The sequence below is a fragment of the Actinoplanes sp. NPDC004185 genome (assembly GCF_053603475.1).
Window position 1 is genome coordinate 146,974 of sequence record NZ_JBSGFR010000014.1, and the last position, 22,683, is coordinate 169,656.

Annotated in this window: 18 protein-coding genes; 6 read left to right on the forward strand and 12 right to left on the reverse strand. The window is 72.3% G+C overall.

Going from position 1 to position 22,683, the window contains the following annotated elements; translation table 11 throughout:
* Positions 1-77: 77 nt before the first annotated feature.
* From ACWEOZ_RS16960 to ACWEOZ_RS16980, 5 genes are read right to left on the reverse strand one after another with little or no spacing between them, the layout of a single operon-like run.
* Positions 78-1,229 carry a Gfo/Idh/MocA family protein gene (locus ACWEOZ_RS16960; protein WP_451911610.1) on the reverse strand — a complete coding sequence of 384 codons (1,152 nt, stop codon included), beginning with the start codon at positions 1,227-1,229 and terminating at the stop codon, positions 78-80.
* Positions 1,226-2,716 carry a mannitol dehydrogenase family protein gene (locus ACWEOZ_RS16965; protein ID WP_451911611.1) on the reverse strand — a complete coding sequence of 497 codons (1,491 nt, stop codon included), beginning with the start codon at positions 2,714-2,716 and terminating at the stop codon, positions 1,226-1,228. Before ACWEOZ_RS16965 ends, ACWEOZ_RS16960 begins: the two co-directional genes overlap by 4 nt.
* Positions 2,707-4,008: an enolase C-terminal domain-like protein gene (locus ACWEOZ_RS16970; RefSeq protein ID WP_451911612.1), complete on the reverse strand. Its 1,302-nt coding sequence runs from the start codon at positions 4,006-4,008 to the stop codon at positions 2,707-2,709. Before ACWEOZ_RS16970 ends, ACWEOZ_RS16965 begins: the two co-directional genes overlap by 10 nt.
* Positions 4,005-5,408, reverse strand: a complete 1,404-nt coding sequence (gene uxaC, locus ACWEOZ_RS16975) for a glucuronate isomerase (protein ID WP_451911613.1) — start codon at positions 5,406-5,408, stop codon at positions 4,005-4,007. Before uxaC ends, ACWEOZ_RS16970 begins: the two co-directional genes overlap by 4 nt.
* A gap of 25 nt (positions 5,409-5,433) precedes the next feature.
* The gene (locus ACWEOZ_RS16980) at positions 5,434-6,753 is read right to left on the reverse strand and encodes a Gfo/Idh/MocA family protein (protein WP_451911614.1); all 1,320 of its coding nucleotides are present in this window, start codon (positions 6,751-6,753) and stop codon (positions 5,434-5,436) included.
* 239 nt (positions 6,754-6,992) lie between these two features.
* Here ACWEOZ_RS16980 and ACWEOZ_RS16985 point away from each other — a divergent pair, with 239 nt between their 5' ends.
* Genes ACWEOZ_RS16985 through ACWEOZ_RS17005 form a run of 5 tightly spaced genes read left to right on the forward strand, consistent with a single transcriptional unit; the run spans position 6,993 to position 11,794 of the window.
* Positions 6,993-8,045: a LacI family DNA-binding transcriptional regulator gene (locus ACWEOZ_RS16985; RefSeq protein ID WP_451911615.1), complete on the forward strand. Its 1,053-nt coding sequence runs from the start codon at positions 6,993-6,995 to the stop codon at positions 8,043-8,045.
* A gap of 5 nt (positions 8,046-8,050) precedes the next feature.
* Entirely contained in the window at positions 8,051-9,388 is a 1,338-nt protein-coding gene (locus ACWEOZ_RS16990; RefSeq protein ID WP_451911616.1) for an ABC transporter substrate-binding protein, read from the forward strand.
* A 17-nt stretch (positions 9,389-9,405) separates the two neighbouring features.
* Positions 9,406-10,383: a carbohydrate ABC transporter permease gene (locus tag ACWEOZ_RS16995; RefSeq protein ID WP_451911652.1), complete on the forward strand. Its 978-nt coding sequence runs from the start codon at positions 9,406-9,408 to the stop codon at positions 10,381-10,383.
* Complete coding sequence (locus ACWEOZ_RS17000) at positions 10,383-11,213, forward strand: carbohydrate ABC transporter permease (RefSeq protein WP_451911617.1); 831 nt, start codon at positions 10,383-10,385, stop codon at positions 11,211-11,213. The genes ACWEOZ_RS16995 and ACWEOZ_RS17000 overlap by 1 nt, the downstream gene beginning before the upstream one ends.
* Positions 11,210-11,794, forward strand: a complete 585-nt coding sequence (locus tag ACWEOZ_RS17005; RefSeq protein ID WP_451911618.1) for a DUF624 domain-containing protein — start codon at positions 11,210-11,212, stop codon at positions 11,792-11,794. Before ACWEOZ_RS17000 ends, ACWEOZ_RS17005 begins: the two co-directional genes overlap by 4 nt.
* Positions 11,795-11,851: 57 nt before the next feature.
* On the opposite strand, the gene ACWEOZ_RS17010 is transcribed toward ACWEOZ_RS17005, so the two are convergent.
* The 7 genes from ACWEOZ_RS17010 to ACWEOZ_RS17040 all read right to left on the reverse strand — a co-directional run bounded on the left by ACWEOZ_RS17010 (position 11,852) and on the right by ACWEOZ_RS17040 (position 20,316).
* Positions 11,852-13,126: an alpha/beta fold hydrolase gene (locus ACWEOZ_RS17010; RefSeq protein WP_451911619.1), complete on the reverse strand. Its 1,275-nt coding sequence runs from the start codon at positions 13,124-13,126 to the stop codon at positions 11,852-11,854.
* Between the two features lie 77 nt (positions 13,127-13,203).
* Positions 13,204-13,854: a response regulator gene (locus ACWEOZ_RS17015; RefSeq protein WP_451911620.1), complete on the reverse strand. Its 651-nt coding sequence runs from the start codon at positions 13,852-13,854 to the stop codon at positions 13,204-13,206.
* Positions 13,855-13,862: 8 nt separating this feature from the next.
* A complete protein-coding gene (locus ACWEOZ_RS17020) occupies positions 13,863-15,005 on the reverse strand; it encodes a sensor histidine kinase (RefSeq protein ID WP_451911621.1) in 1,143 nt (380 codons plus the stop codon).
* A gap of 140 nt (positions 15,006-15,145) precedes the next feature.
* A complete protein-coding gene (locus ACWEOZ_RS17025; protein WP_451911622.1) occupies positions 15,146-15,583 on the reverse strand; it encodes a CBS domain-containing protein in 438 nt (145 codons plus the stop codon).
* A gap of 73 nt (positions 15,584-15,656) precedes the next feature.
* Positions 15,657-17,435, reverse strand: coding sequence for an FAD-dependent oxidoreductase (locus tag ACWEOZ_RS17030; RefSeq protein WP_451911623.1), 1,779 nt, complete (start codon positions 17,433-17,435; stop codon positions 15,657-15,659).
* The gene (locus ACWEOZ_RS17035; RefSeq protein WP_451911624.1) at positions 17,432-19,321 is read right to left on the reverse strand and encodes a maleylacetate reductase and hydroxyquinol 1,2-dioxygenase domain-containing protein; all 1,890 of its coding nucleotides are present in this window, start codon (positions 19,319-19,321) and stop codon (positions 17,432-17,434) included. Before ACWEOZ_RS17035 ends, ACWEOZ_RS17030 begins: the two co-directional genes overlap by 4 nt.
* Positions 19,322-19,434: 113 nt before the next feature.
* Positions 19,435-20,316, reverse strand: coding sequence for a helix-turn-helix domain-containing protein (locus ACWEOZ_RS17040; protein WP_451911625.1), 882 nt, complete (start codon positions 20,314-20,316; stop codon positions 19,435-19,437).
* A gap of 60 nt (positions 20,317-20,376) precedes the next feature.
* Here ACWEOZ_RS17040 and ACWEOZ_RS17045 point away from each other — a divergent pair, with 60 nt between their 5' ends.
* On the forward strand, positions 20,377-22,629 hold the full coding sequence (locus ACWEOZ_RS17045; protein ID WP_451911626.1) for a protein kinase domain-containing protein: 2,253 nt from the start codon (positions 20,377-20,379) through the stop codon (positions 22,627-22,629).
* The last annotated feature ends 54 nt before the right edge of the window (positions 22,630-22,683 follow it).

Consider the following 22,683-nt stretch of genomic DNA (forward strand, 5'->3'; position numbering starts at 1 on the left):
GATGGTTGCCGGTCCAGCGTGCCGGGTACGCCGCCGCCCGGCGATTACCTCGCGGGTAACGGCGGCCATGACCCGGCTCAGCCCACCGGCACATCCACCGCGTACGCCGGCACCGCCCAGGCCACCCCCGACTCCGACGGCAGCTTCACCGTCTCCGCCGCCTCCCGCAGCACCGCGTTGATCCCCCGGATCACCTGCACCCGTTCCGGCCCGGCGCCCACTGCCTCCACGAACGGGTCGCCGATCAACGCCGGCGCGGCCGCCCCCGGCCCGGTCAAAGCCTGCACCACCGCGGTGAACGCCGCCGTCCGTTCCAGCGGTGCGACCAGCGCGACTCCGGTCCGGTCCCGCCGGTGCGCCACCAGGTTCTCCAGCAGGTCGATCCGGCCGGCCGGCGCGGTGATGCCCGGCAGGTCCAGGCGGTCGGTCGGGTACTCGAGGGTGGAGCGGCCCGCCGATCCCGTCACGATCACGTCGCCGGCGATGAAGTCCTCCCCCGCCAGCGTCACCGCCGCCATCAGGCGCAGCCCGCCGTCGAAGGTGATCCGGGCGAACGCCGTGTCGTCGACCTCGATGTCGCGGGTGCGGTAGCGCTCGGCCTCCAGCAGCACCGGCTCCCCCGCGCCGGCCGCGGCCGCCACCGCGAGGCTCTGCATGACCGCGTGGGCCAGCGGGTTGACCAGCGCGCCGTCGAGCACCGGCCGGCCGTCGACGACCCGGCGGCCGGACCACGGCGCGCGGGCGTAGTAGGCGTCGTCGCGCCGCCATGACGCGACCGTGGCCACGCTCTCGACGGCGCCGAGCCGGCCCGCGTGCACCGCGTCGAACAGGGTCTGGGCGGCCAGCGAGCCGAGCGCCTGGAAGCCGATCTGACACGAGCGGCCCGAGGACAGCACCGCCGCCTGCAGGGTCGCGTGCGCCTCGACCGTCGGCACCGGCGGTTTCTCCAGCAGCAGGTCGCAGCCCGCGGCCAGGGCGTCGAGCGCGATCGGCAGGTGGGTGTGCGGCGGCGTGCAGATCACCACCAGGTCGGGGGTCGCGGCCGCGAGCAGCTCGCGGTGGTCGGTGAAGACGGCCACGCCGGCCGGGACCGGCGGGTCCGGGTCTATCGGCTGTACGTCGGCCAGCGCCACCAACCGCACCGACCCCGTCCGCTCCAGTTCGGCGATCCGCCGCCGGTGCGACCGCCCGTGCCCGTTCGCACCGATCAACGCCACTGTCGCCGTCATGCCGCACCTGCCAAAGTCGCCTCGACACCGTATCTGTCCAGCGCGGTCAGCCACTCGACGACCAGCGCCCGTACCGTCGCGTCGGTGGCCAACTCGGCCGGGAACACCGTGTCCAGCCCGAACAGCGCCTCCGCCACGCCCGCGGGGGTGGATCGCGCGGCGGCCAGCCGTTCGCGGATCCGGTCGGCCAGCGGGTCGTCGAGCGGGAGCGCCTGCCCGTCGTCCGCGGTCCCCTGCACGTAGCGCATCCACGCCGCGACGACCAGGGCCGCCCAGCGGGGTGTTGCGCCGGCCGCGCGCCGGTCGGCGATCGTGTGCAGCACGCGCTGCGGCAGCTTCTGCGTGCCGTCCATCGCCACCTGCCGGGTGCGGTGCGCGATGGCCGGGTCGGCGAACCGGTCCAGCACCGAGTCGCCGTACCCGACGACCGAGACGCCGGGCGGCGGCTCGAGGCTGCCGGCCACGTCGTCGGCGACGAAGCGGGTCATCGCCGCCCGCATCCCGGGGATCTCCAGCGCGGCCGCGATGGTCTCGCGCCCGGCCAGCGCCCCGAGGTACGCGACAGCCGAGTGCACCCCGTTGAGCGTACGCAGCTTGAGCCGTTCCCACGGTCCGGCATCGTCGGTCAGCACCGCACCGGCGAGCTCCCAGGCGGGCCGCCCACCGGGGAAACAGTCCTCGATCACCCACTGCCGGTACGGCTCCCCGTGCACCGCCGCCAGGTCCCGCGCACCGAGCGCGGTCGCCGCCAGCTCCAGCGTCGCCGGCGTACTGGCGGGCACGATCCGGTCCACCATGGACCCGGGGAACGTCACGCTCGCGCCCAGCCACTCATCGAAGCCGGTCGGGTCCCCCGCCACGAGCGCCCGGGCCTGGTCCACCAGGCTCCGCACCCGGCGCCCGTTCGCGGGCAGGTTGTCGCAGCTGAGCACCGCGATCGGACCGGCGTCGGCGCGGCAGCGGGCCAGCAGGCCGCGCAGCAGCAGCCCGGGGATCGTCACCGGCGCCCGGCCGGTGCTCAGGTCGGCCCGCAGGTCCGCGTCGATCGTGAGCCGGCCGGTCGACGGGTCGAGCCGGTAGCCCTTCTCGGTGATGGTCAGCGTCACCACCCGTACCGCCGGATCGGCCAGCAGGGCGACCACCGCGCCGGGATCCGCCGCGGCGTGCCGGACCCCGGCCAGGGAACCGACCACGCGGGTGCCGGCGCTCGCACCGGACATCGTGGTCACGCTGAAGAGCCGGTCCTGGGCCCAGAGGTCGGCGACGACCTGGGCGGAGCGCGGCGCCACGCCGATGATGCCCCAGTCCCCGCCGGCCGCGGCGATCGCCTCCTCGGTGTAGACCGCCTGGTGGGCCCGGTGGAAGGCGCCGAGGCCGAGGTGCACGAGGCCGGCCGGGACGTCACCGGGGCGCACCAGCGGACGGCACTGCGCCGGCAGCCGGCTCAGGGCGGCCAGGCTGAGCAGCGGCGTGGTGGTCACCGCCATGCCGGTCCGTCGGGGAAGGAGAATTCCGCGATCGAGGCGGGACGCATGGTGGCGCTGTAACCGGGCTGGTCCGGCAGCAGGTAGCGGCCTTCGCGGGTGCGTACCGGATCCTCGAAGTGCTCGTGCAGGTGGTCCACGTACTCGATCATGCGGCCTTCCAGGGCCGTGCCCACCCGCAGGTAGTCGAAGATCGCCACGTGCTGGACCAGCTCGCACAGCCCGACCCCGCCCGCGTGCGGGCAGACCGGGACGCCGAACTTGGCCGCCAGCAGCAGTTCGGCCAGCACCTCGTTGACGCCGGCGACCCGGCACGCGTCGACCTGCATGACGCCGATCGCCTGGGCCTGCAGCAGCTGCTTGAAGATCACCCGGTTGGCGGCGACCTCGCCGGTCGCCACCCGGCAGGCGCCGCCGGTGAGCTCGTCGACGGCGTGCCGGATCCGGGCGTGGCCGAGGACGTCGTCGGCGTGCGTCGGCTCCTCGATCCAGTACGGGCCGAACGCGGCGAGCCGGGTCATCGCGGCGATCGCCTCGTCCACGTCCCACACCTGGTTGGCGTCCATCATCAGCAGCGCGTCCGGGCCGATCTCCGCGCGGATGATGCCCGCCCGCCGCACGTCGTCGTCGAGGTCACCGCCGACCTTCATCTTCATGGCCCGCCAGCCCTGGTCGTACGCCGTCCGGGCCAGCGCCCGCACCTTGTCGTCCGGATAACCCAGCCAGCCCACCGACGTCGTGTACGACGGGAAGCCGTCGCGGGCCACGTCGGCGAGGCGCTCGGCCAGGCCGACCCGGCCCTTGTCGAGGATCGCCGCCGCCTCGGCCGGGGTCAGCGCGTCGCTGATGTGGTGGAAGTCGACGCAGGCGACCAGCTCCTCGGTGGACATCTCGGCGAGCAGCTGCCACAGCGGCGCCCCGGCGGACTTGGCCCGCAGGTCCCACACCGCGTTGACCAGCGCCCCGGTGGCCAGCTGGATGACGCCCTTCTCCGGGCCGAGCCAGCGCAGCTGCGGGTCCGCGGTCAGTGTCCGGACGAACGCGGCCGGCCCGGCGGCCAGCTCGCTCAGCGTCCGCCCGACCACGTGGTGGCTGAGCGCCCGGACCGCCGCGCAGGTGAGTTCGTTGCCGCGGCCGTTGGTGAAGGTGAAGCCGGCGCCGACGTGCGGCCCGTCGGTGCGCAGCTCCACGTACGTGGCCGAGTAGTCGCCGCGGTTGATGGCGTCGGAGCCGTCGCCGGTCCGCGACGTCGGGAACCGGACGTCGTGCACCTCGACCTCGACGACCCGGGTCACAGCCGGAACACCTTCTTGGGCAGGTGGTAGGCGAGGTCGGCGATGGTCTCGGCGGCCTCGTCCAGCGGCAGCCGCTCCTCGGCGACCAGCCGGGCCAGGTACGCCGCGTCGGCCCGCCGGGCGACCTCGTGCCGGACCGGGATCGAGCAGAAGGCCCGGGTGTCGTCGGTGAAGCCGGCGGTGTTGTAGAAGCCGGCGGTCTCGGTGACCGCGTCCCGGAACCGGCGCAGCCCGTCCGGCGAGTCGAGGAACCACCAGGGTGCGCCCAGGTAGAGCGCGGCGTACCCACCGGCGAGCGGGGCCAGCTCCCGGGTGAAGGTGTCCTCGTCCAGGGTGAAGAGCACCACCCGCAGCCGCGGGTCGTTGCCGTACGCGTCGAGCAGCGGCGTCAGGGCGTGCACGAAGTCCGTGGCCTGGGGGATGTCGCCGCCGACGTCGCGGCCGTGCCCGGTGTGCAGGCTCTTGTTGTGGTTGCGGACGGCCCCGGGGTGCAGCTGCATGACCAGCCCGTCCTCGATCGACATCCGGGCGAACTCGACCAGCATGTGCGCGCGGAACTCCTCGGCGTCGGCCGCCGAGGCGCGCCCGCGCAGACCACGTTCGTACAGGCGGGCGGCTTCGGCGGCGGGCAGGTGCACCGTACGGGCGGTGGGGTGCCCGTGGTCGGAGGAGGTCGCTCCGGCAGCCTTGAACGCCTGCCGCCGGGACCACAGCGCGGCCAGGTAGCCGCGGTAGGTCGCGGTGTCCTCGCCGGTCAGCTCGCCCAGCCGGGCGATCCGTCCGGCCCAGCCCTCGAACTCCATGTCCACCACGTCGTCGGGGCGGAACGTGGTGATCACGCGGCCGCCGGGGCCGCCCCAGCCGTCGGCTTCGAGCTTGGCGTGCCGGGTCAGCTCGTCCAGCGGCGACTCCGTGGTGGCCAGCACCTCGATGCCGAACTTCTCGAACAGCGCACGGGGCCGGAAGGCGGGCTCGGCGAGCTTGGCGGCGATCTCGTCGTAGATCGCGTCGCCGGTGGCCGGGCCGAACCGGGTCGTCACCTCGAAGACCGAGGCGAACGTGCGTTCCAGCCAGAGCCGCGACGGCGTGCCGCGGAACAGGTGCCAGTTGTCCGCGAGCAGCCGCCAGATCGCGCGGGGGTCGGTCTCGACCGGGTCACCGGTACGGCTGGGCACGCCGAGTCGCGCGAGCGGGATGCCCTGGCTGAGCAGCATCCGGGTGATGTAGTGGTCCGGGACGATGATCAGCCGGGCCGGGTCGGGGAACGGTTCGTCCTCGGCGAGCAGGCCGGGATCGACGTGGCCGTGCGGCGAGATCAGCGGGAGGTCGGCCACGAGCGTGTAGAGCTCGCGGGCGATGTCGCGCTCGCGGGGTTCGGCCGCGAACATCAGGTCTGACATGGACACCTCGTCGAGAAGGAACGGGTCAGGGCAGGTCGAGCAGGTCGGCCACGCGGACCGGGGCCCCGGTCTCGATGGAGCGGTTGGCGGCCAGACCGGTGAGCAGGGCGAGCGCGCCGTCGCGGGCGGTGGCGGAACGCTCGAGCGGGTCCTTGGCCGCGCCGAAGAGCACGTCGGTCATCCGCGAGTCGGCGCCGCCGTGCCCGGACCGTGAGTACCCCGCCGGCAACGGCAGCTCACGCGGCGGCGCCCAGAACGGCCGCAGGGTCAGCGTGGCCCGGCCCTGTTCCTCGGCCTCGGTCACGCCGTGGATCGCGGCCCCCTTGACCTCGCCCGCGCCGGCTGCGCTGACGTGGTCGCTCTCCACCACCTCCAGCTCCAGACGGCCCCGGCTGCCGTTGACCATCACCCGGTAGCCCTCCCAGGGCGCGTACGCGGTCAGGTGGTAGGTCATCGTGGCGCCGGTGCCGTAGCGCACCAGCACCGCCATGTCGTCCTCGATCGTCACGCCGGGCGCGAAGACGTTCTGGTCGCGCCGGTAGCCGTCGTCGGCCTCGGCGTCGAGGTAGAGCTCGCGCAGCCGCGGGTTGTCCCGCAGGCGCAGGGCGAACGGATCACCCTCGGCCGCGGGGGCGTCGTGGGCGCGCTCGTAGTCACGGGCGTAGCCGTGGCGCTGCCCGGCCTCGCCGTAGAAGAAGAGCCGGCCATCGGCGTACACCTGCGCCGGCTCGGCGCCGAGCCACCAGTTGACCAGGTCGAAGTGGTGGCCGGATTTGTGCACGAGCAGGCCGCCGGAGTTGGCTTTGTCGCGGTGCCAGCGGCGGAAGTAGTCGGCGCCGTGCCGCACGTCGAGCAGCCATTCGAAGTGCACGGACCCGATCTCGCCGATCTCGCCGGCGGCCAGGACCTCGCGGACGGCCTCGTGCAGCGGGTTGAAGCGGTAGTTGAACGCGACCTGGACCCGCTTGCCGGTGCGCTCGACCGCGTCCAGGATGCGCCGGCAGCCCTCGGCGTCGACCGTCATCGGCTTCTCGGTGATGACGTCGCAGCCGGCCTCCAGCGCAGCCACCACGTAGTCGGCGTGCGTCCGGTCCACGCTGGTGACCAGCACCTCGTCGACCCGTTCGGCGGCCAGCATGGTGGTGAACTCCGCCGCCGGGTACGTGGGCACCGCCGGCCCGCCCAGCCCGGTCAGCCAGCGGTTGTGCGCCGCCATCCGGCTCGGGTTGACGTCGGCCAGGGCGACCAGTTCGGCCGTGCCGGCGTGGTCGACGGCCAGGGCCCGCAGGAACATCTCGGCCCGGGCCCCGGTACCGACCAGTGCGTAGCGCCGTCGTGCGTCCACCGCGTCTCCTCACTGCAAACGTTTGCAGCAGAACTAAACACGTCGATCGCTCCCCGTCAAGAATTCAGGGTGGCTACGTCCGCTTTTATGGTAATTAGCGGCCATGACGTGCGCGGGTAATGCGGACAGCCGTCATGAACCTGCAACAAAAGGCCGTTGACACAGCTACAACCGTTTGCATTAATTGGCCCCCAGAGTGACCCCGACCACAGGGCACCTCCATCGAAGGAAGGGCCGGCGTGCCAGCCACGATTCGCGACGTCGCACGGGAGTCCGGAGTCCACATCTCCACGGTCTCCCGCACGTTCTCGGCGCCGCACCTGGTCAACCCGGACACCCGTACCCGCGTGCTGGCCTGTGCCGAGCAGCTCGGCTACCGGCCCAACCGCGCCGCCCGGGCCCTGATCACGGGGCGCACCTACAACGTCGGCCTGATCGTGGCCGACATCGCCAACCCGTTCTTCCCGCCGCTCATCAAGGCGGCCGAGAGCCAGGCCCGGCAGCGCGACTACCACATCTTCGTGGCCGACTCCAACGAGGACGCCGCGGTCGAGGAGGACCTGGTCCGCGCCCTGGCCAAGCAGGTCGACGGCATCCTGCTGTGCAGCCCGCGGATGAGCAACAGCCTGATCGAGCTGCTCAGCCGCGAGGTGCCGCTGGTCGTGATCAACCGGCAGATCACCGGCCTGCCCACCGTCGTGATGGACGTGGCCCAGGGCGCCGGGCTCGCCGTCGACCACCTGGCCGGCCTCGGCCACCGCCGGATCGGCCTGATCGCCGGGCCCCGCGGCTCCTGGACCAGCAAGGAGATCCGGCGCTCGGCCGCGCTGGCCGCCCGCACCGGGGACGCCGAGCTGACCGTCATCGGCCCCAACCCACCCACCGAGCACGGCGGCGCCGCCGTCGCCGAGCAGGTCCTGCGCAGCGGGGTCAGCGCCGTGCTCGCCTACAACGACCTCATGGCCATCGGCCTCATCGAGGGCCTGCACGCCCAGGGCGCGCGGGTCCCGGCGGACATCAGCGTCGTCGGCATCGACGACATCGCGCTGAGCCGCCTCATCCATCCCAAGCTGACCACGGTGGCCACACCTGCCGCCGCCGCGGGAAGAGCGGCCGTCGACATGCTCCTCGCGCACGGAGACGACCGTCGTACCACTGCCCATGCGAGCCTTCAGACCGAGTTGGTCATCCGCGACTCGACGGGACCGGGCCCGGATCCGCACAGCCATGCGGATCCGGGCAACGCGGCTGCCGCCGCCCCCGAAGCTGTCGCCTCCTACGCCAAGGAGTGAGCACCATGTACCCGGACAAAGCCCCGCCGACGGACGTGCGAACCACGCGCCGCCACGGTACCGCGACCCGACGGCGGCTTCTCGCCGCGGCCCTGGTCATACCCCTGGCTCTCGGTGCCGCCGCCTGCGGCGGCGACGACGAGTCCAGCGACCCCAACAAGCCCGTCGAGCTGTCCTTCTTCTGGTGGGGCGCGGAGAACCGCGCCACGCTGACCGAGAAGGCGCTCAACCTCTACACCCAGAAACACCCGAACGTGACCTTCAAGAAGACCTGGCAGGCCAACCAGGGCTACTTCGACAAGCTGGCCACGCTCACCGCCGGCGGCAACGCCCCCGACGTGTTCCAGATCGACGACAACTACATCGCCGAGTACGCCGGCCGCAACGTCACCCTCGACCTGACGCCGTACTCGGGCGACGGGCGCCTCGACCTGTCGAAGTTCCCGCCCGGCCTGAAGGACTACGGCGTCGTCGACGGCAAGCTCGCCGGCGTCGCCTTCGGCGAGAACACCCAGGGCCTGGTCTTCAACAAGACCCTGCTGGACAAGTTCAAGCTCCCCGCCCCCACCACGGGGATGAGCTGGGAGGACCACATCGCCTGGGCGGAGAACGTCTCCAAGGTCGCCAAGGTGCCCGGGACCCAGGACGCCAGCGCCGTCTACCAGGCATTCTGGGTCTGGCTCCGGCAGCAGGGCAAGGACCTGTACAAGGGCAAGGAGCTGGGCTTCACCGAGCAGGACGTCACCGCCTGGTTCGACCTCTGGAAGGGTGCCCGGGACCGCGGCGCCACCCCCACCCCGGACGTCATCCACGAGGGCAACGCCACCGACATCAGCAAGCAGCTGGTGGTCACCGGCAAGGCCGCGACCTCGTGGGTCTGGGCCAACCAGATGCCCGAGCTGAAGAAGAACACCAAGGACGAGCTCGGCGTGGTGGCGTACCCCGGCGACCAGAAGGCCCAGTGGGCGCGCGCGTCGATGTACTTCTCGGTGTTCCGCGGCAGCCCGCACAAGGAGCAGGCCGTGGACGTGCTGAACTTCCTGGCCAACGACCCGGAGGCCGGCAAGATCCTGGGCACCGACCGGGGCCTGCCGTCCAACCTCGAGGTGCGTCAGGTGGTGGCCGACAGCGTCACCGACCCGAGCATGAAGCAGACCATCGCGGTGCAGACCGAGCTGGGCAAGACCTTCAGCTCGGCGCCGTCCGTACCGCTCAAGGGGCACAGCAAGGTGCGCAGTGAGCTGATCCGGATCGCCGAGGAGGTCCAGTACGGCCGCCAGACCCCGGCCCAGGGTGGCACCGCGTTCATCGCCGCTGCCAAGGCCGCGATCGGTCAGGGCTGACGATCGTCGTGACTACGGTGCGAACGGCCCAGAGCCGGATCGACCCCGCCGGCCCGGACCCTGCTGGTCAGCAGGGCCCGGGCCACCGGCGCGGGAAGCGGCACTCCGAGAACCTGCCCGGATACCTGTTCCTGTCCCCGTGGCTGATCGGGCTGCTCGCGATCACGGCTGTCCCGATGCTGCTCTCGCTCTACCTCAGCTTCACCGACTACGACGTGCTCACGCCGCTGTCGGAGGCGAACTGGGTGGGCTGGGACAACTACCGGCAGATGTTCACGTCGGACCCGACCTACTGGCACGCGGTCCAGGTGACCCTGACGTTCGCGCTGGTCGCGGTGCCGCTCAAGCTGGCGGCCGCGCTCGGCGTGGCCCTGCTGCTGAACAGGGCCATGCGCGGCATCGGCGTGTTCCGCGGCCTGTTCTACCTGCCGTCGCTGCTGGGCGGCAGTGTGGCGCTGGCCATCGTGTGGGTCAGCATGTTCAACCGCGACGGCGCGTTCAACTCGTTCCTCGGCCTGTTCGGCATCGAGGGCGCGCCCTGGGTCAACGACCCGCGGTGGGCCCTGCAGACCCTGATGCTGCTGGCCATCTGGCAGTTCGGCGCGCCGATGGTGATCTTCCTGGCCGGGCTCAAGCAGGTGCCGACGGAGCTGTACGAGGCCGCCTCGGTCGACGGTGCGGGGCGGTGGCGGCAGTTCCGCAACGTCACGCTGCCGATGCTGTCCCCGGTGATCTTCTTCAACCTGGTGCTGGAGACGATCAACGGCTTCCAGGGCTTCACGTCCGCCTTCGTGCTCAGCAACGGCACCGGCGGGCCGGTCGACTCCACCCTGATGTACACGCTGAACCTCTACATCAAGGGCTTCGTCGAGCTGGACATGGGCTACGCCTCGGCGATGGCCTGGGTCTTCCTGCTCGCGATCGGCCTGATCACGGTGGTGCTGTTCCGCACCGGCCGGTTCTGGGTCCACTACTCCGACGCCGAGGAGCACTGATGCGCGGCCGGCTGCGCCTGCTCGTCCTGATCCTGATCCTGCTGGTCGTGCTCTACCCGCTGATCTGGATGGTGGGGACGTCCTTCAAGTCGCCCGAGGAGATCGCCAGCAACATCGGGCTGCTGCCGGAGAGCTTCACGCCGGGCAACTTCAGCTCCGGCTGGCAGAAGTTCGACGTCAACTTCGGCCGGTTCTTCCTCAACAGCGCGATGGTCTCCGGGCTGACCGTGCTGGGCAACACCGTGTCCTGCCTGTTGGCCGCGTACGCCTTCGGCCGGCTGCGGTTCCGGCTGCGCAAGTTCTGGTTCTCGATCATGATCGCGACCCTGCTGCTGCCCGGGCACGTGCTGATCATCCCGCAGTACATCCTGTTCCGGAACCTCGGCTGGGTCGGCGGCGAGTGGCCGTACCTGCCGCTGCTGGTACCGCAGTTCCTGGCCACCGAGGCGTTCTTCGTGTTCCTGATGGTGCAGTTCATGCGGGGCATCCCGCGCGAGCTGGACGAGGCCGCGAAGATCGACGGGGCGTCGCCGTACTCGATCTTCCAGCACGTCATCCTGCCGCTGAGCCGGCCGGCCCTGGTGACCACGGCGATCTTCTCGTTCATCTGGACCTGGAACGACTTCTTCCGGCAGCTCGTGTTCCTGTCGGAACTGCAGGACTACACGGCGCCGGTGGCGCTGACGCTGTTCATCGACTCGACGAGCGAGAGCTCGGTGGGTCCGATGTTCGCGATGTCCCTGCTGTCGCTGGTCCCGGTGTTCCTGTTCTTCGTGGCGTTCCAGCGCATGCTCGTCGAGGGCATCAACACCAGCGGGCTCAAGGGATGAGACGCGACTGGCGCGAGACCGTCCGGATCGCCACCGACCTGGCCCTGCTGGGCTTCCTGGTCACCCTCGCGGCGCTGCCGCTGGTCACGGCGGGCGCCGCGCTGGCGGCCGGCAGCGCGGCGGTGCACCACCACCTGGAGCAGGACCGGTGGCCGACCGTCCGCGCGAGCTGGGCGACGTTCCGGCGCGCGCTGGCGCCCGGCCTGGTCGCCGGCCTGGCCACCGCGACGGCCGCGCTGCTGGTGGTCATCGACGTGCTGGCCGTACGCAACGGCACCGTCCCGGGCGGCGCACCGCTGGTGGCGGTCACGGTCGCTCTCGCCGCGGCGGGTGCCGGCTACGGCGCGCTGGTGATCGTGGCCGTGGGCGCCGACCCGGAGCACAGCTGGCGGGCGGCCCTGGCCTCACTGCCCGGTCACGGCCGGGCGGCCGCGGCGGCGGGCGGAGTCGTCGTGCTGGCCGCGGTGCTCGCGGTCCTGGTGCACCCGGCGCTGGTGCCGGTGCTGACGGGGTACGCGCTCTTCGCGCTCCACGTCGTGACCCGGCGGATCTCCCCCGCGCGGCCATTGAACGCAGTGTGAGCCGTTCCGGCCCGGGGGCGTCCGTGTCCCCGGGCCGCCCGGTCAGATGTCCCGGCCTCATCTCCAGGGCGTGTCGCTGCCGGTGTACGGCTCGGCCGGCAAGGCTCCTCCGGTCAGGAAGGCGACCGCGGCTGTGCCGGTCTCGGCCGGCCGGTCGGCGAGAACGGAATGTCCGGCGCCGTCGACGGTCAGCATCGTCGCTCGGGGGAACGTGTCACGGTATTCGCGGGTCACCTCCCAGCGGAGGTAGTCGCACTGAGCCCGCAGCACCAGCACGGGGGTGACGTTGTGGCGTAAAGCCGGCCGGGGGTCGGCGGCCTGCGACGCTGAGGCCGAAGTGGCGATGTTGACCCAGAGGGCGTACCCGGCGGTGGCGTCGACCGGCCGTTCCACCGCGGCGACAGCAGGGCAGCCGGAGCTCATGTTCAGGCTGCGGACGAACTGCTGATAGAGCCCGTCGGCCGTGTGGTCGGACATCAGGGTCCGGGCCGCCGTCAATCCGCCCACCTGGCCCAGGAAGTACGTCGCCCCGAAACGGGTGTGCGCGGTCAGTTGACGGCTCTGGTCGGTCCAGCCGTCCGGAGTCAGGCTGCTGTCGCTGAACGAGTCACTCGACATGGCCGCGGGACTCGCCACGACCACCTTCTCGACAGTGTCCGGGTGCGCGGCGAGGTAGTGCGCGACGAGCTGCCCACCCCACGATGAGCCGATCAACACCACCTTCGGGGCGCCCAGCTGCTGCCGGATGGCGTCGAGGTCGGCGACATGCCGGGCCACGGTGTAGTCCCTCGGATCGAGCCGGCTGGATCGACCGGCACCGGCCTGCTGGTAGTTGTAGACGGCGAATCCGGCACCGGCGAGGCGCTCGGCGAACTCGTCACCGTTGCCGGCCGGGGCGCCCGGGCCACCGTGGACGAGCAGCACCGGCTCGGGGTGCGTCACGGTGTGGGCGGTACGGACGTAGGCGATCCGGGAACCGGTCGGCAGGTCCCAGTACCGTACGGCGGGCGAGCCGGGCGACGGCGTGTAGGTGACCGGCGCCCCGAACCAGGCCCAGGACACTCCGGCCGCCAGCAGGAGCGAAGTCGCGAGGCAGACACCTGCGGTCAGCCCGCTCCGGCTGCCTCGGAGCCGTACCGACAACCGGGCCAGGACGGTCGCGCCCATGATCGCGACGAGGGTGGCAACGGCGTAGGACAACAGCGCGTTCCCGGTCGTCTGGGCGGTGACGAGCAGGGCGACGAAGAAGAGCAGGACGGCGGTGACCACCGCGGTGATCGCGACGAACCAGCCGAAGGCGGTACGGAACCGGATTCTCGTTACTCGGATCATGGTTCGACGCTATGGACCAGGAAGGGTCCTCCCATCCACCCTCGGTGCCCTCCGGCCGTGGTACCGCGGTACCCCTCTCAGACCAGGCCGTGGCGGTGGGCCCAGATGACGGCGTGTACCCGGTCGCGGGCGCCGAGCTTGGCCAGGACCCGGCCGACGTGGGTCTTCACCGTCGACTCGGAGAGAAACAGCTCCCCGGCGATCTCGGTGTTCGACAGGCCGCGGGCGATGGCCACGAGGACCTCGCGTTCCCGGGTGGTCAGCTCCTCCAGGAGGCGTTCCCGTTCCGGCGGGGCGGCCGGACCGGCCCGGTAGTGGTCCAGCAGCGTGCGGGTGATGCGGGGCGAGACGACCGCCTCGCCGGCCGCCACCGTGCGGACCGCCGCGACCAGGTCGGCCGAACGCGCGTCCTTGAGCAGGAACCCGCTCGCGCCGGCGCGCAAGCCGTTGAAGGCGTACTCGTCGAGGTCGAACGTCGTCAGGATGAGCACCCGGGTCTGCGGGCAGTGCGCCACGATCTCCCGGGTCGCCTCGATGCCGTCGAGCACCGGCATCCGCACGTCCATCAGCACCACGTCCGGCCGGTGCAGGCGGGCGAGCTGGATGCCCGCGCGACCGTCGTCGGCCTCCCCCACGATCCGCAGGCCGGGTTGCCGGCCCAGCACCATGGCCATGCCCTCGCGCACCAGCGCCTGGTCGTCCACGAGCAGCACGGTCGTCTCCGCCATCGGTTCCCTCACTCCATGAGTGGCAGGGTCACACGGACGGCCCAGCCGTGTCCCGGCCGCGGACCGGCTTCGACCGTACCGCCGTAGAGCGCGAGCCTCTCCTTCAGCGCGACCAGTCCCTGCCGGGTGCCCACCGACGGTGCGGGTCCGGCGCCGCGCCCGTCGTCGACGACCTCGACGACGATGGGGTCGGCCCGGTAGTCCACCTCGACCAGGACCTGTCGCGCGTCCACGGCGTAGCGCAGCGCATTGGTCAGGGACTCCTGGACGGTACGGAACACGGCGATGCGCAAGCTCCGGGACGTCGGTTCCGCGCCTCGCCGGCGAAGCTGGACCGGCAGCCCGGCAGCACGGAAGGTGCCGACCAGGGTGTCCAGGTCCTGAGTGGCCGGCTCGTCCTCGCCGCCGTCGCGAAGCACGCCGAGCAGCCGGCGCATGTCGGTCATGGCCTCCCGGCCGATGCCGCCGATCCGCTCCGCGGCCGCACGGGCGCGGTCCGGCTCGGTGTCCCCCACGGCGGCGGCACCATCGGCCAGACGCACCATCACGGTCAGGCTGTGGGCCACGATGTCGTGCAGATCATGGGCGATCCTCGTGCGTTCGCGCACCGCCGCCAACTGCCCCTCCTGTTCCCGCTCCCGCGCGAGCTGGACCGTGCGGTCGAGCAACGCCCGCAGGTACCGGCGCCGGATCCGGACGTTGGCGCCGGAGAACACGGCGATCACCGCGATCACCGCGTAGAGGATGCCCTTCGTTCGCCAGTCGGCCGGGCCGGCCGGCGCCGTCAGCGCGACCACGGCCAGCGCCGAGCCGAGGGCCGCCTGGCCCGTGGAGCGGTGGGCGGCGAGTGCGTACAGCGCGCAGGCGAGCGCCACACCGATGAAATGCTCGGTCATCAGAGCGCCACCGGCGGCGACCGCCGCCACCGGCCACCACGGCCGCGTACGGCGGACCAGCATCGTGCCCGCCACGATCAGGCTGACGGCTCCCCACGCCGGGCCGACCGGTTGCGGTATCCGGAGCCCCGTGCCGTTGTCGAAACTCCACAGCAGGCAGAGCAGGGCGACCAGCGAGTCCACCACCCGCGGATGGCGGACCAGGAATGCGCGCACCGCACCTGCCGGGTTCGGCAGGCGCGGCGGCTCAGCCACGGCACCCACGGTCATGCATCGTCGTGCGCCCGGGCCGCCATGGCTTCGACGGTACGGAGGCAGGCCGATCCCGGCATCCACCCACGGTGCCATCGCGCCGTGGCACCGGGGTACCACGGCGATCGGTGCCCCGTCACGATCTAGGAGCGTTCCCCGGTGATGTAGCCGGCCAGGGAGGAGCGCTCGGTCTCGAGCTCGCCGATCCGCTCCTTGACCACGTCGCCGATGCTCACGATGCCGTGCAGCACCCCGTCGACGACGACCGGCACGTGCCGGAACCGCCGCTCGGTCATCAACCGCTCCACGTCCTCGAGCGGCGCATCCGGCTCGACCGTGTGCACCTCGGCGGTGTGGATGGCGGTGACCGGCTCGCTCAGCACCGCGGCACCGCGCGCGGCCAGGGCCCGCACGATGTCACGCTCACTGACGATCCCGTCGACCCTGGTTCCGTCGGCGGACACCACGATGGCGCCGATCCGGTGCTCGGCCAGCACCTTCAGCAGAGCGTCGACGCGCGTCTCCGGAGACACCGTGACGACCTGCCCGCCCTTGACACGAAGAACGTCATTGATCCGCATGTTCCCTCCCCAGGCCTGGTCCTTCCACCCTAGGGGTCGCGGGGCTCTTCCGGCCGTTGCGAGGGTGTCCGATTTATGGCGCTGATGGGCCGGGAACAGCCTGGTCGCGGGCCAGCACCCGGCGCAGCGCCGCTTCGAGCACCTCGGCCGGATCGCCGGGCAGGCCGGGGCTGCGGAACGCGACGTAGTTGTCCGGGCGCAAGAGCACACAGCCGGTGTCGCCGACCTCGCGCAGGCGGGCCCAGTCGCCGTACAGGTCCTCGTAGTCGGCCCCCGGGCCGATCGTCGCCGCGGTCAGCGGGAGGCCCAGCGTGGTGGCGAGTGACGCCGCCGCCGCCACCCACGGCTCGCCGCCGATCCCGGTCAGCAGCGTGAACCGGCCGTGGCCGCCCACGTCGAGGGTGGAGATCCGCTCGGCGCCGTGGCCCAGCCAGGCGTGCGGCACCTTGGCGCCGGGCCAGGTCGTCGGGTGGTGGAACAGTTCCTCGTCGCGGGGGTTGGCCGGCGCCTGCGTACCGTCGGGCACGACCGCCGCCGAGCGGTAGCGCTGGTCCAGCTCGACGCCGTGGGTGTTGAACTCGTAGTCCTTGAAGGCGATGGCCTCGCGCAGCAGCTGGCGCTGTTTCTCCGAGGCGTCGCCGGGCAGCTTGCGGGCGTCCATGTTCGCCCGCATCTGGTCCGGGTCCTCGGTCGAGAGCAGGCCCAGCGCCTGGAAGATGCGGCCGGTCTCACCGATGCTGCGGTTGGCCCGTTCCACGATCTGCGCGCCGACCGGCGCCCGCTCGGCGCTGTAGGACTCCAGCAGCCCCGGCCCGGCCGCCCCGGACAGCACCAGCTTCAGCTTCCAGGCCAGGTTGTACGAGTCCTGGATCGAGGTGTTGGAGCCCAGCCCGTTCGACGGCGGGTGCCGGTGCACCGCGTCGCCGGCGCAGAACACGCGGCCCTGCTGGTAGCGCTCGGCGTACAGGTGGTTGACCGTCCAGGCCGACGACGACTTGATGGTGACCGGCACGGTGTCGTCGCCGATGAGCTGGTGGGCGATCTGCCGGGCGTAGGCGTCGGTGAGGTCCGGCGGCTCACCGTCGATGTCGTAGCCCCAGACGATCAGCCACTCGTGCCACGGCCGGACGCAGCGCACCAGTCCCATGCCGATGCCGCCGACGTCGGCGCCGGTCTGCAGCACCCAGTAGAGGGTGCTGGGCCGGTGCGCGACGAAGCGGGTCAGGTCGGCCTCGAAGACGATGTTGATGCTGCCGGCGACGCCCATCCGGCCGACCATCGGCAGGCCGATGTCCTCGGCGACCCTGCTGCGCCCGCCGTCGGCGCCGATCAGGTACTTCGCGCGGATCCGGTACTCGTCGCCGCGCAGCCGGTCGCGCACGGTCGCGGTGACGCCGTCGTCGTCCTGGGTCAGCGACAGGTATTCGGTGTCGTAGCGCAGGTGGGTGCCGCGGGCGGTGGCGGCGCCGGCCAGCACCGGCTCCATCAGGTGCTGCGGCATGTCGCACATCGCCGTGGGCGAGGCCAGGTCGTGGTCGGCCTGCCGGGACGGATGGGTGTACCAGGTGTGCAGCCGGCCCAGCTCCTCGCCGTTGAGCGCGGACACGAACGGCGTCTGGCCCATCAGGTGCTGCGGCGTGGCCAGGGCGACCACCTGCTCCTCGAGGCCGGCGTCGCGCAGCACCTCCATCGTGCGCTGGTTGGTGATGTGCGCCCGGGGCGTGTCGGCCAGCCGGCTGTACTTGGTGACCATGATGTTCGGCACGCCGTACGTGCTGAGCAGCATCGCCGCCGCACTGCCGGCCGGTCCGCTGCCGACGATGAGCACGTCGGTCTCGACCACGTCTGTCACGGCTTCTCCTCGGCGATCCGGAAGGTGTACGACACCTGGTGCCATTCCTCGACCGCGCGACCGTCCGGCGGAGGGCCGGCGCCGGGCGTGAAGTCGACGATCAGCTCGTCCTTGACCCCGAACACGGTGTCGGAGTCCAGGTAGGCGCCGCCGGCCACGAACAGCTGGGTGACCAGGCGGCGGTAGCCCGGCGCGCTGATCATGAAGTGCAGGTGCGGCGCGCGGTACTGGTGGCGGCCGGTCGCCGCCAGCATCTGCCCGACCGGGCCGTCGTCCGGGATCGGGTACTCCGACGGCAGGATCGACCAGAAGCGCACCCGGCCGTCGTCGTCGCTGGTGAACCGGGCCCGCAGCACCGGCCCGGCCTGCTCGGGGAGCTGCACGTCGTAGAAGCCGTCGTCGTTGGACTGCCAGACGTCGACCACCGCCCCGGCCACCGGCTCACCCTCGACGTCGGCGATCAGCACGTCGGCCCACAGCGGCGTGCCGGGCAGGCCGGCGGCGATGTCCGCGCCGAGCGGCTCCGGCGGCGGCCCGGGCACGTAGAACGGCCCGAGCACGGCCGACGGGGTGGTCTGCGGGGTCCGGGAGTTGCTCAGCAGATCGACCATGCTCGACACGCCCAGGGTGTCGGAGAGCAGCACGAACTCCTGGCGGGTCGGCGAGCACAACTGGCCGGTGCGGGTGAGGAAGTCGACGGCGTACTCCCACTCCCGCTGGGTGAGATCGTTGCGGTTGGTGTAGTCGTGCAGGGCCCGGACCAGGTCGGTGATCAGGCTGCGGACCCGCGGATCGGGCGCGCCGGCGAAACTGGCCAGGACCTGGCCGGTCAGGGCGCTGAAGTCCGGCACGGCGGCGGGTCCGGGCGGGCGGGTGCCCTCGTACGCGGCCCCGAGCAGTGCACGGACCCCGTCGGCGTCCACCCGTCGCGCCGCCTCGTCCAGGTCACCGGCGGCCATGCCCAGCTCCCGCAGTGAGGTGGGGCCGCCCCACGAGGTGATCAGGTCGTACAGGCCGGAGGGGGCGTCGCGGACCTTGAGCGCCTCGGCCACCACCCGCATCGCCTCCGGCGCGGCCGCCGCCTGGTGGGCCATGACCTGCGGCAACATGACTGTGTGGGTGGGCGCGTGCGGCAGCCCGTACGAGCCGCCCAGCAGGTGGCAGAGCTTGTGGTGCAGCCCCATCCGTACCGTGCCCAGGCAGATCCCGGCCAGCCAGGCCCCGGTGAGGGCGTCCGAGCGGGCCTCGAGATCACCGGGATCGGTGACGATGCCGGGCAGCGCCCCGGCCAGCAGGGTGATCGCCCGCCGGGCCAGCGCGCCGGTCGCCGGGTTCGCGTCCGGCGAGTAGAGCGCCTCCACCGCGTGCGCCATCGCGTTGACCCCGCTGGTGACCGAGAGCGGCACCGGCAGGCCCAGGGTCAGCTGTACGTCGTACAGGACCGTCTCGGGGAGGATCTCCGGCGCTGAGCGGGTCGTCTTGCCGGTCTCGTCGGTCTCGCCGAGCACCGGGGTGACCTCGGAGCCGGCGTACGTGCTCGGCACGGCGATCTGCGGCAGCCCGGTGCGCACCGACAGCGCCTTGCCCAGCCCGGTGGCCGAGCCGCCGCCGACCGAGACGAGGCAGTCCGCGTCGAGGCCGCGGACCAGCTCCAGCGCCTCCCGGGTGACGTCGACCGGGGTGTGCATCGCGGCGCCGGCGAAGTGCCCGGCCAGCAGCGGACCGAGGCTCGTGGCTGCCCGCGCGGCGGCGTCGGCCGTGCCCGCGCCGGAGACCACCAGCACCCGGCTGCGGCCGAGGCGGCGCACCTCCTCCGGCAGCTGGTCCAGCACCCCGGGCCCGAACACGACCCGGGCCGGGCCGGACGTGTACGCGAAGGACGTCATGGTGCGAACCTCCCACGGTTGCGCCGCCGTTTCCTGCACAGAACCATCGCATGGCTGCACGAAACGACGGCTCGTTCAGGTCACGAACGTGCTGGGTTCCGCCGCGGGTCGGCTCAGCCGTCGCGGCGTACCGCTGCGGGGGTGGTCTGCAGATGCCGGCGCATCACCCGGGTGAGATGTTCCTGGTGGGTGAAGCCGCAGCGGTCCGCGACCGCGGCGATCGGCATGGTGCCGGTGCGCAGCAGCCGGCACGCGGTGTCGAGCCGCAGGCGCAGCAGATACTGGTGCGGGGCCTGGCCGACGCGGGCCTTGAACTGCCGGGAGAAGTGGCTGACGCTCAGCCCGGCCGCCGCGGCCATGTCGGCCAGCGGCACCGGCTCGCCGAGCCGTTCCGTGAGCAGCTCGCGCACCCGGGCCAGCTGCCGCTCGCTGAGCCCGGCCGGCCGGCGCCGCTCGTCCGGTCCGGCCGGCGGCCGCCGGGTGCCGTGCCGGCGGGCCAGCTGCGCGGCCAGCAGACCGGCGACCTGATCCACATAGGTACGGGCGGACGGCTCCCACTGCCGCAACACCGAGTCCAGCGCCAGCACCAGCTGCTCCAGCAGCGGATCGGCCACGCCCAGCTCCTCGGCCAGCGTGACCGGCGGCCCGTCCTGCCCCTGCTGCAACGAATCGTCGTCGAGGTACACGTGCACCGTGTCGAGCGGTCCGCCCAGCTCCACGGTCAGGTCCTTGCCGGCCGGGTGCACGAAGAAGCCACCCGGGGCGACCGTGCGCGCGCTGGTCAGGCCGAGGTGCCCGCGGCGGACGGTGACCGGCCCGTTGAGGTGCAGGATGACGAGGTGGCTGCGGGCGGCGTCGAAGGCGGCCCGGTACGGCTGCTCGCGCTGGGTGGACACGTAGAGGCCGGACCAGCCCAGACCCGCACTGGTCCGGTCGGGCCGGATCCACGGCTGGCGCAGGATCCCGTTGGTGTCGAGCAGCGACAGCTCGTCCATGCCGCATCCTAACCCCGCGCGGCAGGAGTGGCCGGTGCCGTCATCGGGTATGGCGGTGTCATGACAGTGGGCCCGGTCGTCGTCGCCAGTCGTTACCGGCTGGGTGAGACGCTCGGCGTCGGCGGCATGGGCCGGGTCTTCCTGGCCCGCGACGAGGTGCTCGACCGGGACGTCGCGATCAAGGAGATCGTGCCGCCGGAGGACATCGCTGAGGCCGACCGTGACGCCGTGCAGCAGCGCACGCTGCGCGAGGCCCGGGCGGCGGCCCGGATCAGCCACCCCAACGCGGCCCAGGTGTACGACGTCATCGCGGCGGACGGCGCCACCTGGATCGTGATGGAGTACGTGAAGTCGCGCTCGCTGAAAGAGGTCATCGACCAGGAGGGCCCGCTCGAGCCGCGCCGGGTCGCCGAGATCGGCCTGGCCGTGCTGAACGCCCTCGACGCCTCGCACCGGGCCGGCGTCCGGCACCGCGACGTCAAGCCGGCCAACGTGCTGCTGGGCGACGACGGCCGGGTGGTGCTCACCGACTTCGGCATCGCCACGATCGAGGGCGACGGCATCGTGACCAGCTCGAACATGGTGCTGGGCTCCCCGCAGTACATGTCGCCCGAGCGGGTCCGCGACGGCACCACGCTGCCCGCCTCCGACCTGTGGTCCCTGGGCGCGACGCTGTACACGGCGGTGGAGGGCCACTCGCCGTACGAGCGGGGGTCGGTGTTCGAGACGCTGACCGCGGTCGCCTCCGACGAGCCGGCCCCGGCCGGGCATGCCGGGGTGCTGGCGCCGGTCCTCGAAGGGCTGCTGCGCAAGGACCCGGCCGCCCGGATCGACCTGGAAGAGGCCCGGGAGCTGCTGGAAGAGGTCGCGAGCGGCGAAACGGCGGCTCCTCCGCGCCCGCGATGGCCGTGGAGCGGCTGGCGTGACCGCGACCGGAACACGCCGGCCCGGGTAACGGCCGCGCCTGCGTCGCCCGCCCCAGCTCCGGCGGCGGAACCGGACGCGAAACCGGCACCCACCGCGACACCAGACTCGCCACCCGCACCCAGCGCGACACCCGCGCCTGCGGCGACACGCGACGCGCCGCCGGCATCCACAGCGACACCCCACGCGGAACCCGCACCCACCGCGACACGCGACGCGGCGCCCACGGCGGCACCGGACGCGCAACCCACACAAGCCTCAGCGGCAGCCCCGGCGCTGGCCCCGGCGTCGGGCGTGCCCCGGCAACGGGTTCCCGAGGCCGAGACCATCACCGAGACCGGGGTTGCGGCCGCGCCCCTCACCCAGGCCGAGCCCGCCACCAAGGCCGAGCCCGCCGCCGAGGCCGCGCCTATCACTGAGGCCGGGCCAATCGCTGAGGCCGCGCCAATCACCGAAGCCGAGCCCGCCGCCGAGGCCGCGCCTATCACTGAGGCCAGGCCGACCACCGAAGCCGAGCCGATCCCCGAGGCCGAGCCCGCCGCCAAGGCCGCCCCTATCACTGAGGCCAGGCCGACCACCGAAGCCGAGCCGGAGGCAGAGACCGCTCCCCCACGCGGCACCGCGCCGGTACCCGCCCCCAGAACCTCTGCCCCGCGGCGACGGTCCCTCCTGGCCGCGGGAGTAGCCGCCGTGGTCCTGGCCGGCGCGGGCACCACCTGGTGGTCCCTGCACGACGACAGCGACGGGACCCCCCGAACATCCCCCACCGTCGCGCCGACAGCATCCGCCCAGGCCACGACCGTTCCGGGCTCGACCGGTCCCGGCTCGACCGGACAGGGCACCGCATCGGCGAACCCTGCCGGCGTACCGGCCGGGTCAGCCCCCGCCCCGAGCGCCACCCCGGCCAGCAGCGCGCCCACCGGCCGGGCCGGGAACCCGGTGGCCCGCCCGCCGCTGCCCGACGGCTGGCGTGACTACCGGGACCCCACCGGTTTCCGGCTTTACGTCCCCGAGGGCTGGTCGAGGTCGAAGGAGGGCTCGATCGTCTACTTCCGCGACGGCAAGGGCCACGTGCTCGGCATCGACCAGACCAACAGCCCCCAGTGGAACCCGGTGGCCGACTGGAAGGGCAAGGCCAAGTACCGGGTGTCCATCGGTGACTTCCCGGGCTACAAGGAGATCAAGATCGTCCCGGTGAAGTACTGGCTGAAGGCCGCCGACTGGGAGTTCACCTTCAACGGCAGCAACCGCCGCCATGTCAACAACCGCGGCCTCATCACGTCGAAGAAGCAGGCGTACGGCATCTGGTGGGAGACCAGCGACTCCCGCTGGAAGGCCGACCGCGACGACCTGCAGCTGATCTTCGACAGCTTCCGGCCCAAGACATAGGGCCTGGGGCCGGCGACACGGGTCCTTGCACGTCGCCCCGACGCGCACTATGTT

Excerpts from the sequence above, each read along its gene's own strand:
- ACWEOZ_RS16960 (WP_451911610.1), bottom strand. The coding sequence starts at position 1,229 with ATGACGGCGACAGTGGCGTTGATCGGTGCGAACGGGCACGGGCGGTCG.
- ACWEOZ_RS16965 (WP_451911611.1), bottom strand. The coding sequence starts at position 2,716 with ATGGCGGTGACCACCACGCCGCTGCTCAGCCTGGCCGCCCTGAGCCGG.
- uxaC (WP_451911613.1), bottom strand. The coding sequence starts at position 5,408 with ATGTCAGACCTGATGTTCGCGGCCGAACCCCGCGAGCGCGACATCGCC.
- ACWEOZ_RS16990 (WP_451911616.1), top strand. The coding sequence starts at position 8,051 with ATGTACCCGGACAAAGCCCCGCCGACGGACGTGCGAACCACGCGCCGC.
- ACWEOZ_RS17000 (WP_451911617.1), top strand. The coding sequence starts at position 10,383 with ATGCGCGGCCGGCTGCGCCTGCTCGTCCTGATCCTGATCCTGCTGGTC.
- ACWEOZ_RS17005 (WP_451911618.1), top strand. The coding sequence starts at position 11,210 with ATGAGACGCGACTGGCGCGAGACCGTCCGGATCGCCACCGACCTGGCC.
- ACWEOZ_RS17010 (WP_451911619.1), bottom strand. The coding sequence starts at position 13,126 with ATGATCCGAGTAACGAGAATCCGGTTCCGTACCGCCTTCGGCTGGTTC.
- ACWEOZ_RS17015 (WP_451911620.1), bottom strand. The coding sequence starts at position 13,854 with ATGGCGGAGACGACCGTGCTGCTCGTGGACGACCAGGCGCTGGTGCGC.
- ACWEOZ_RS17025 (WP_451911622.1), bottom strand. The coding sequence starts at position 15,583 with ATGCGGATCAATGACGTTCTTCGTGTCAAGGGCGGGCAGGTCGTCACG.
- ACWEOZ_RS17035 (WP_451911624.1), bottom strand. The coding sequence starts at position 19,321 with ATGACGTCCTTCGCGTACACGTCCGGCCCGGCCCGGGTCGTGTTCGGG.
- ACWEOZ_RS17040 (WP_451911625.1), bottom strand. The coding sequence starts at position 20,316 with ATGGACGAGCTGTCGCTGCTCGACACCAACGGGATCCTGCGCCAGCCG.
- ACWEOZ_RS17045 (WP_451911626.1), top strand. The coding sequence starts at position 20,377 with ATGACAGTGGGCCCGGTCGTCGTCGCCAGTCGTTACCGGCTGGGTGAG.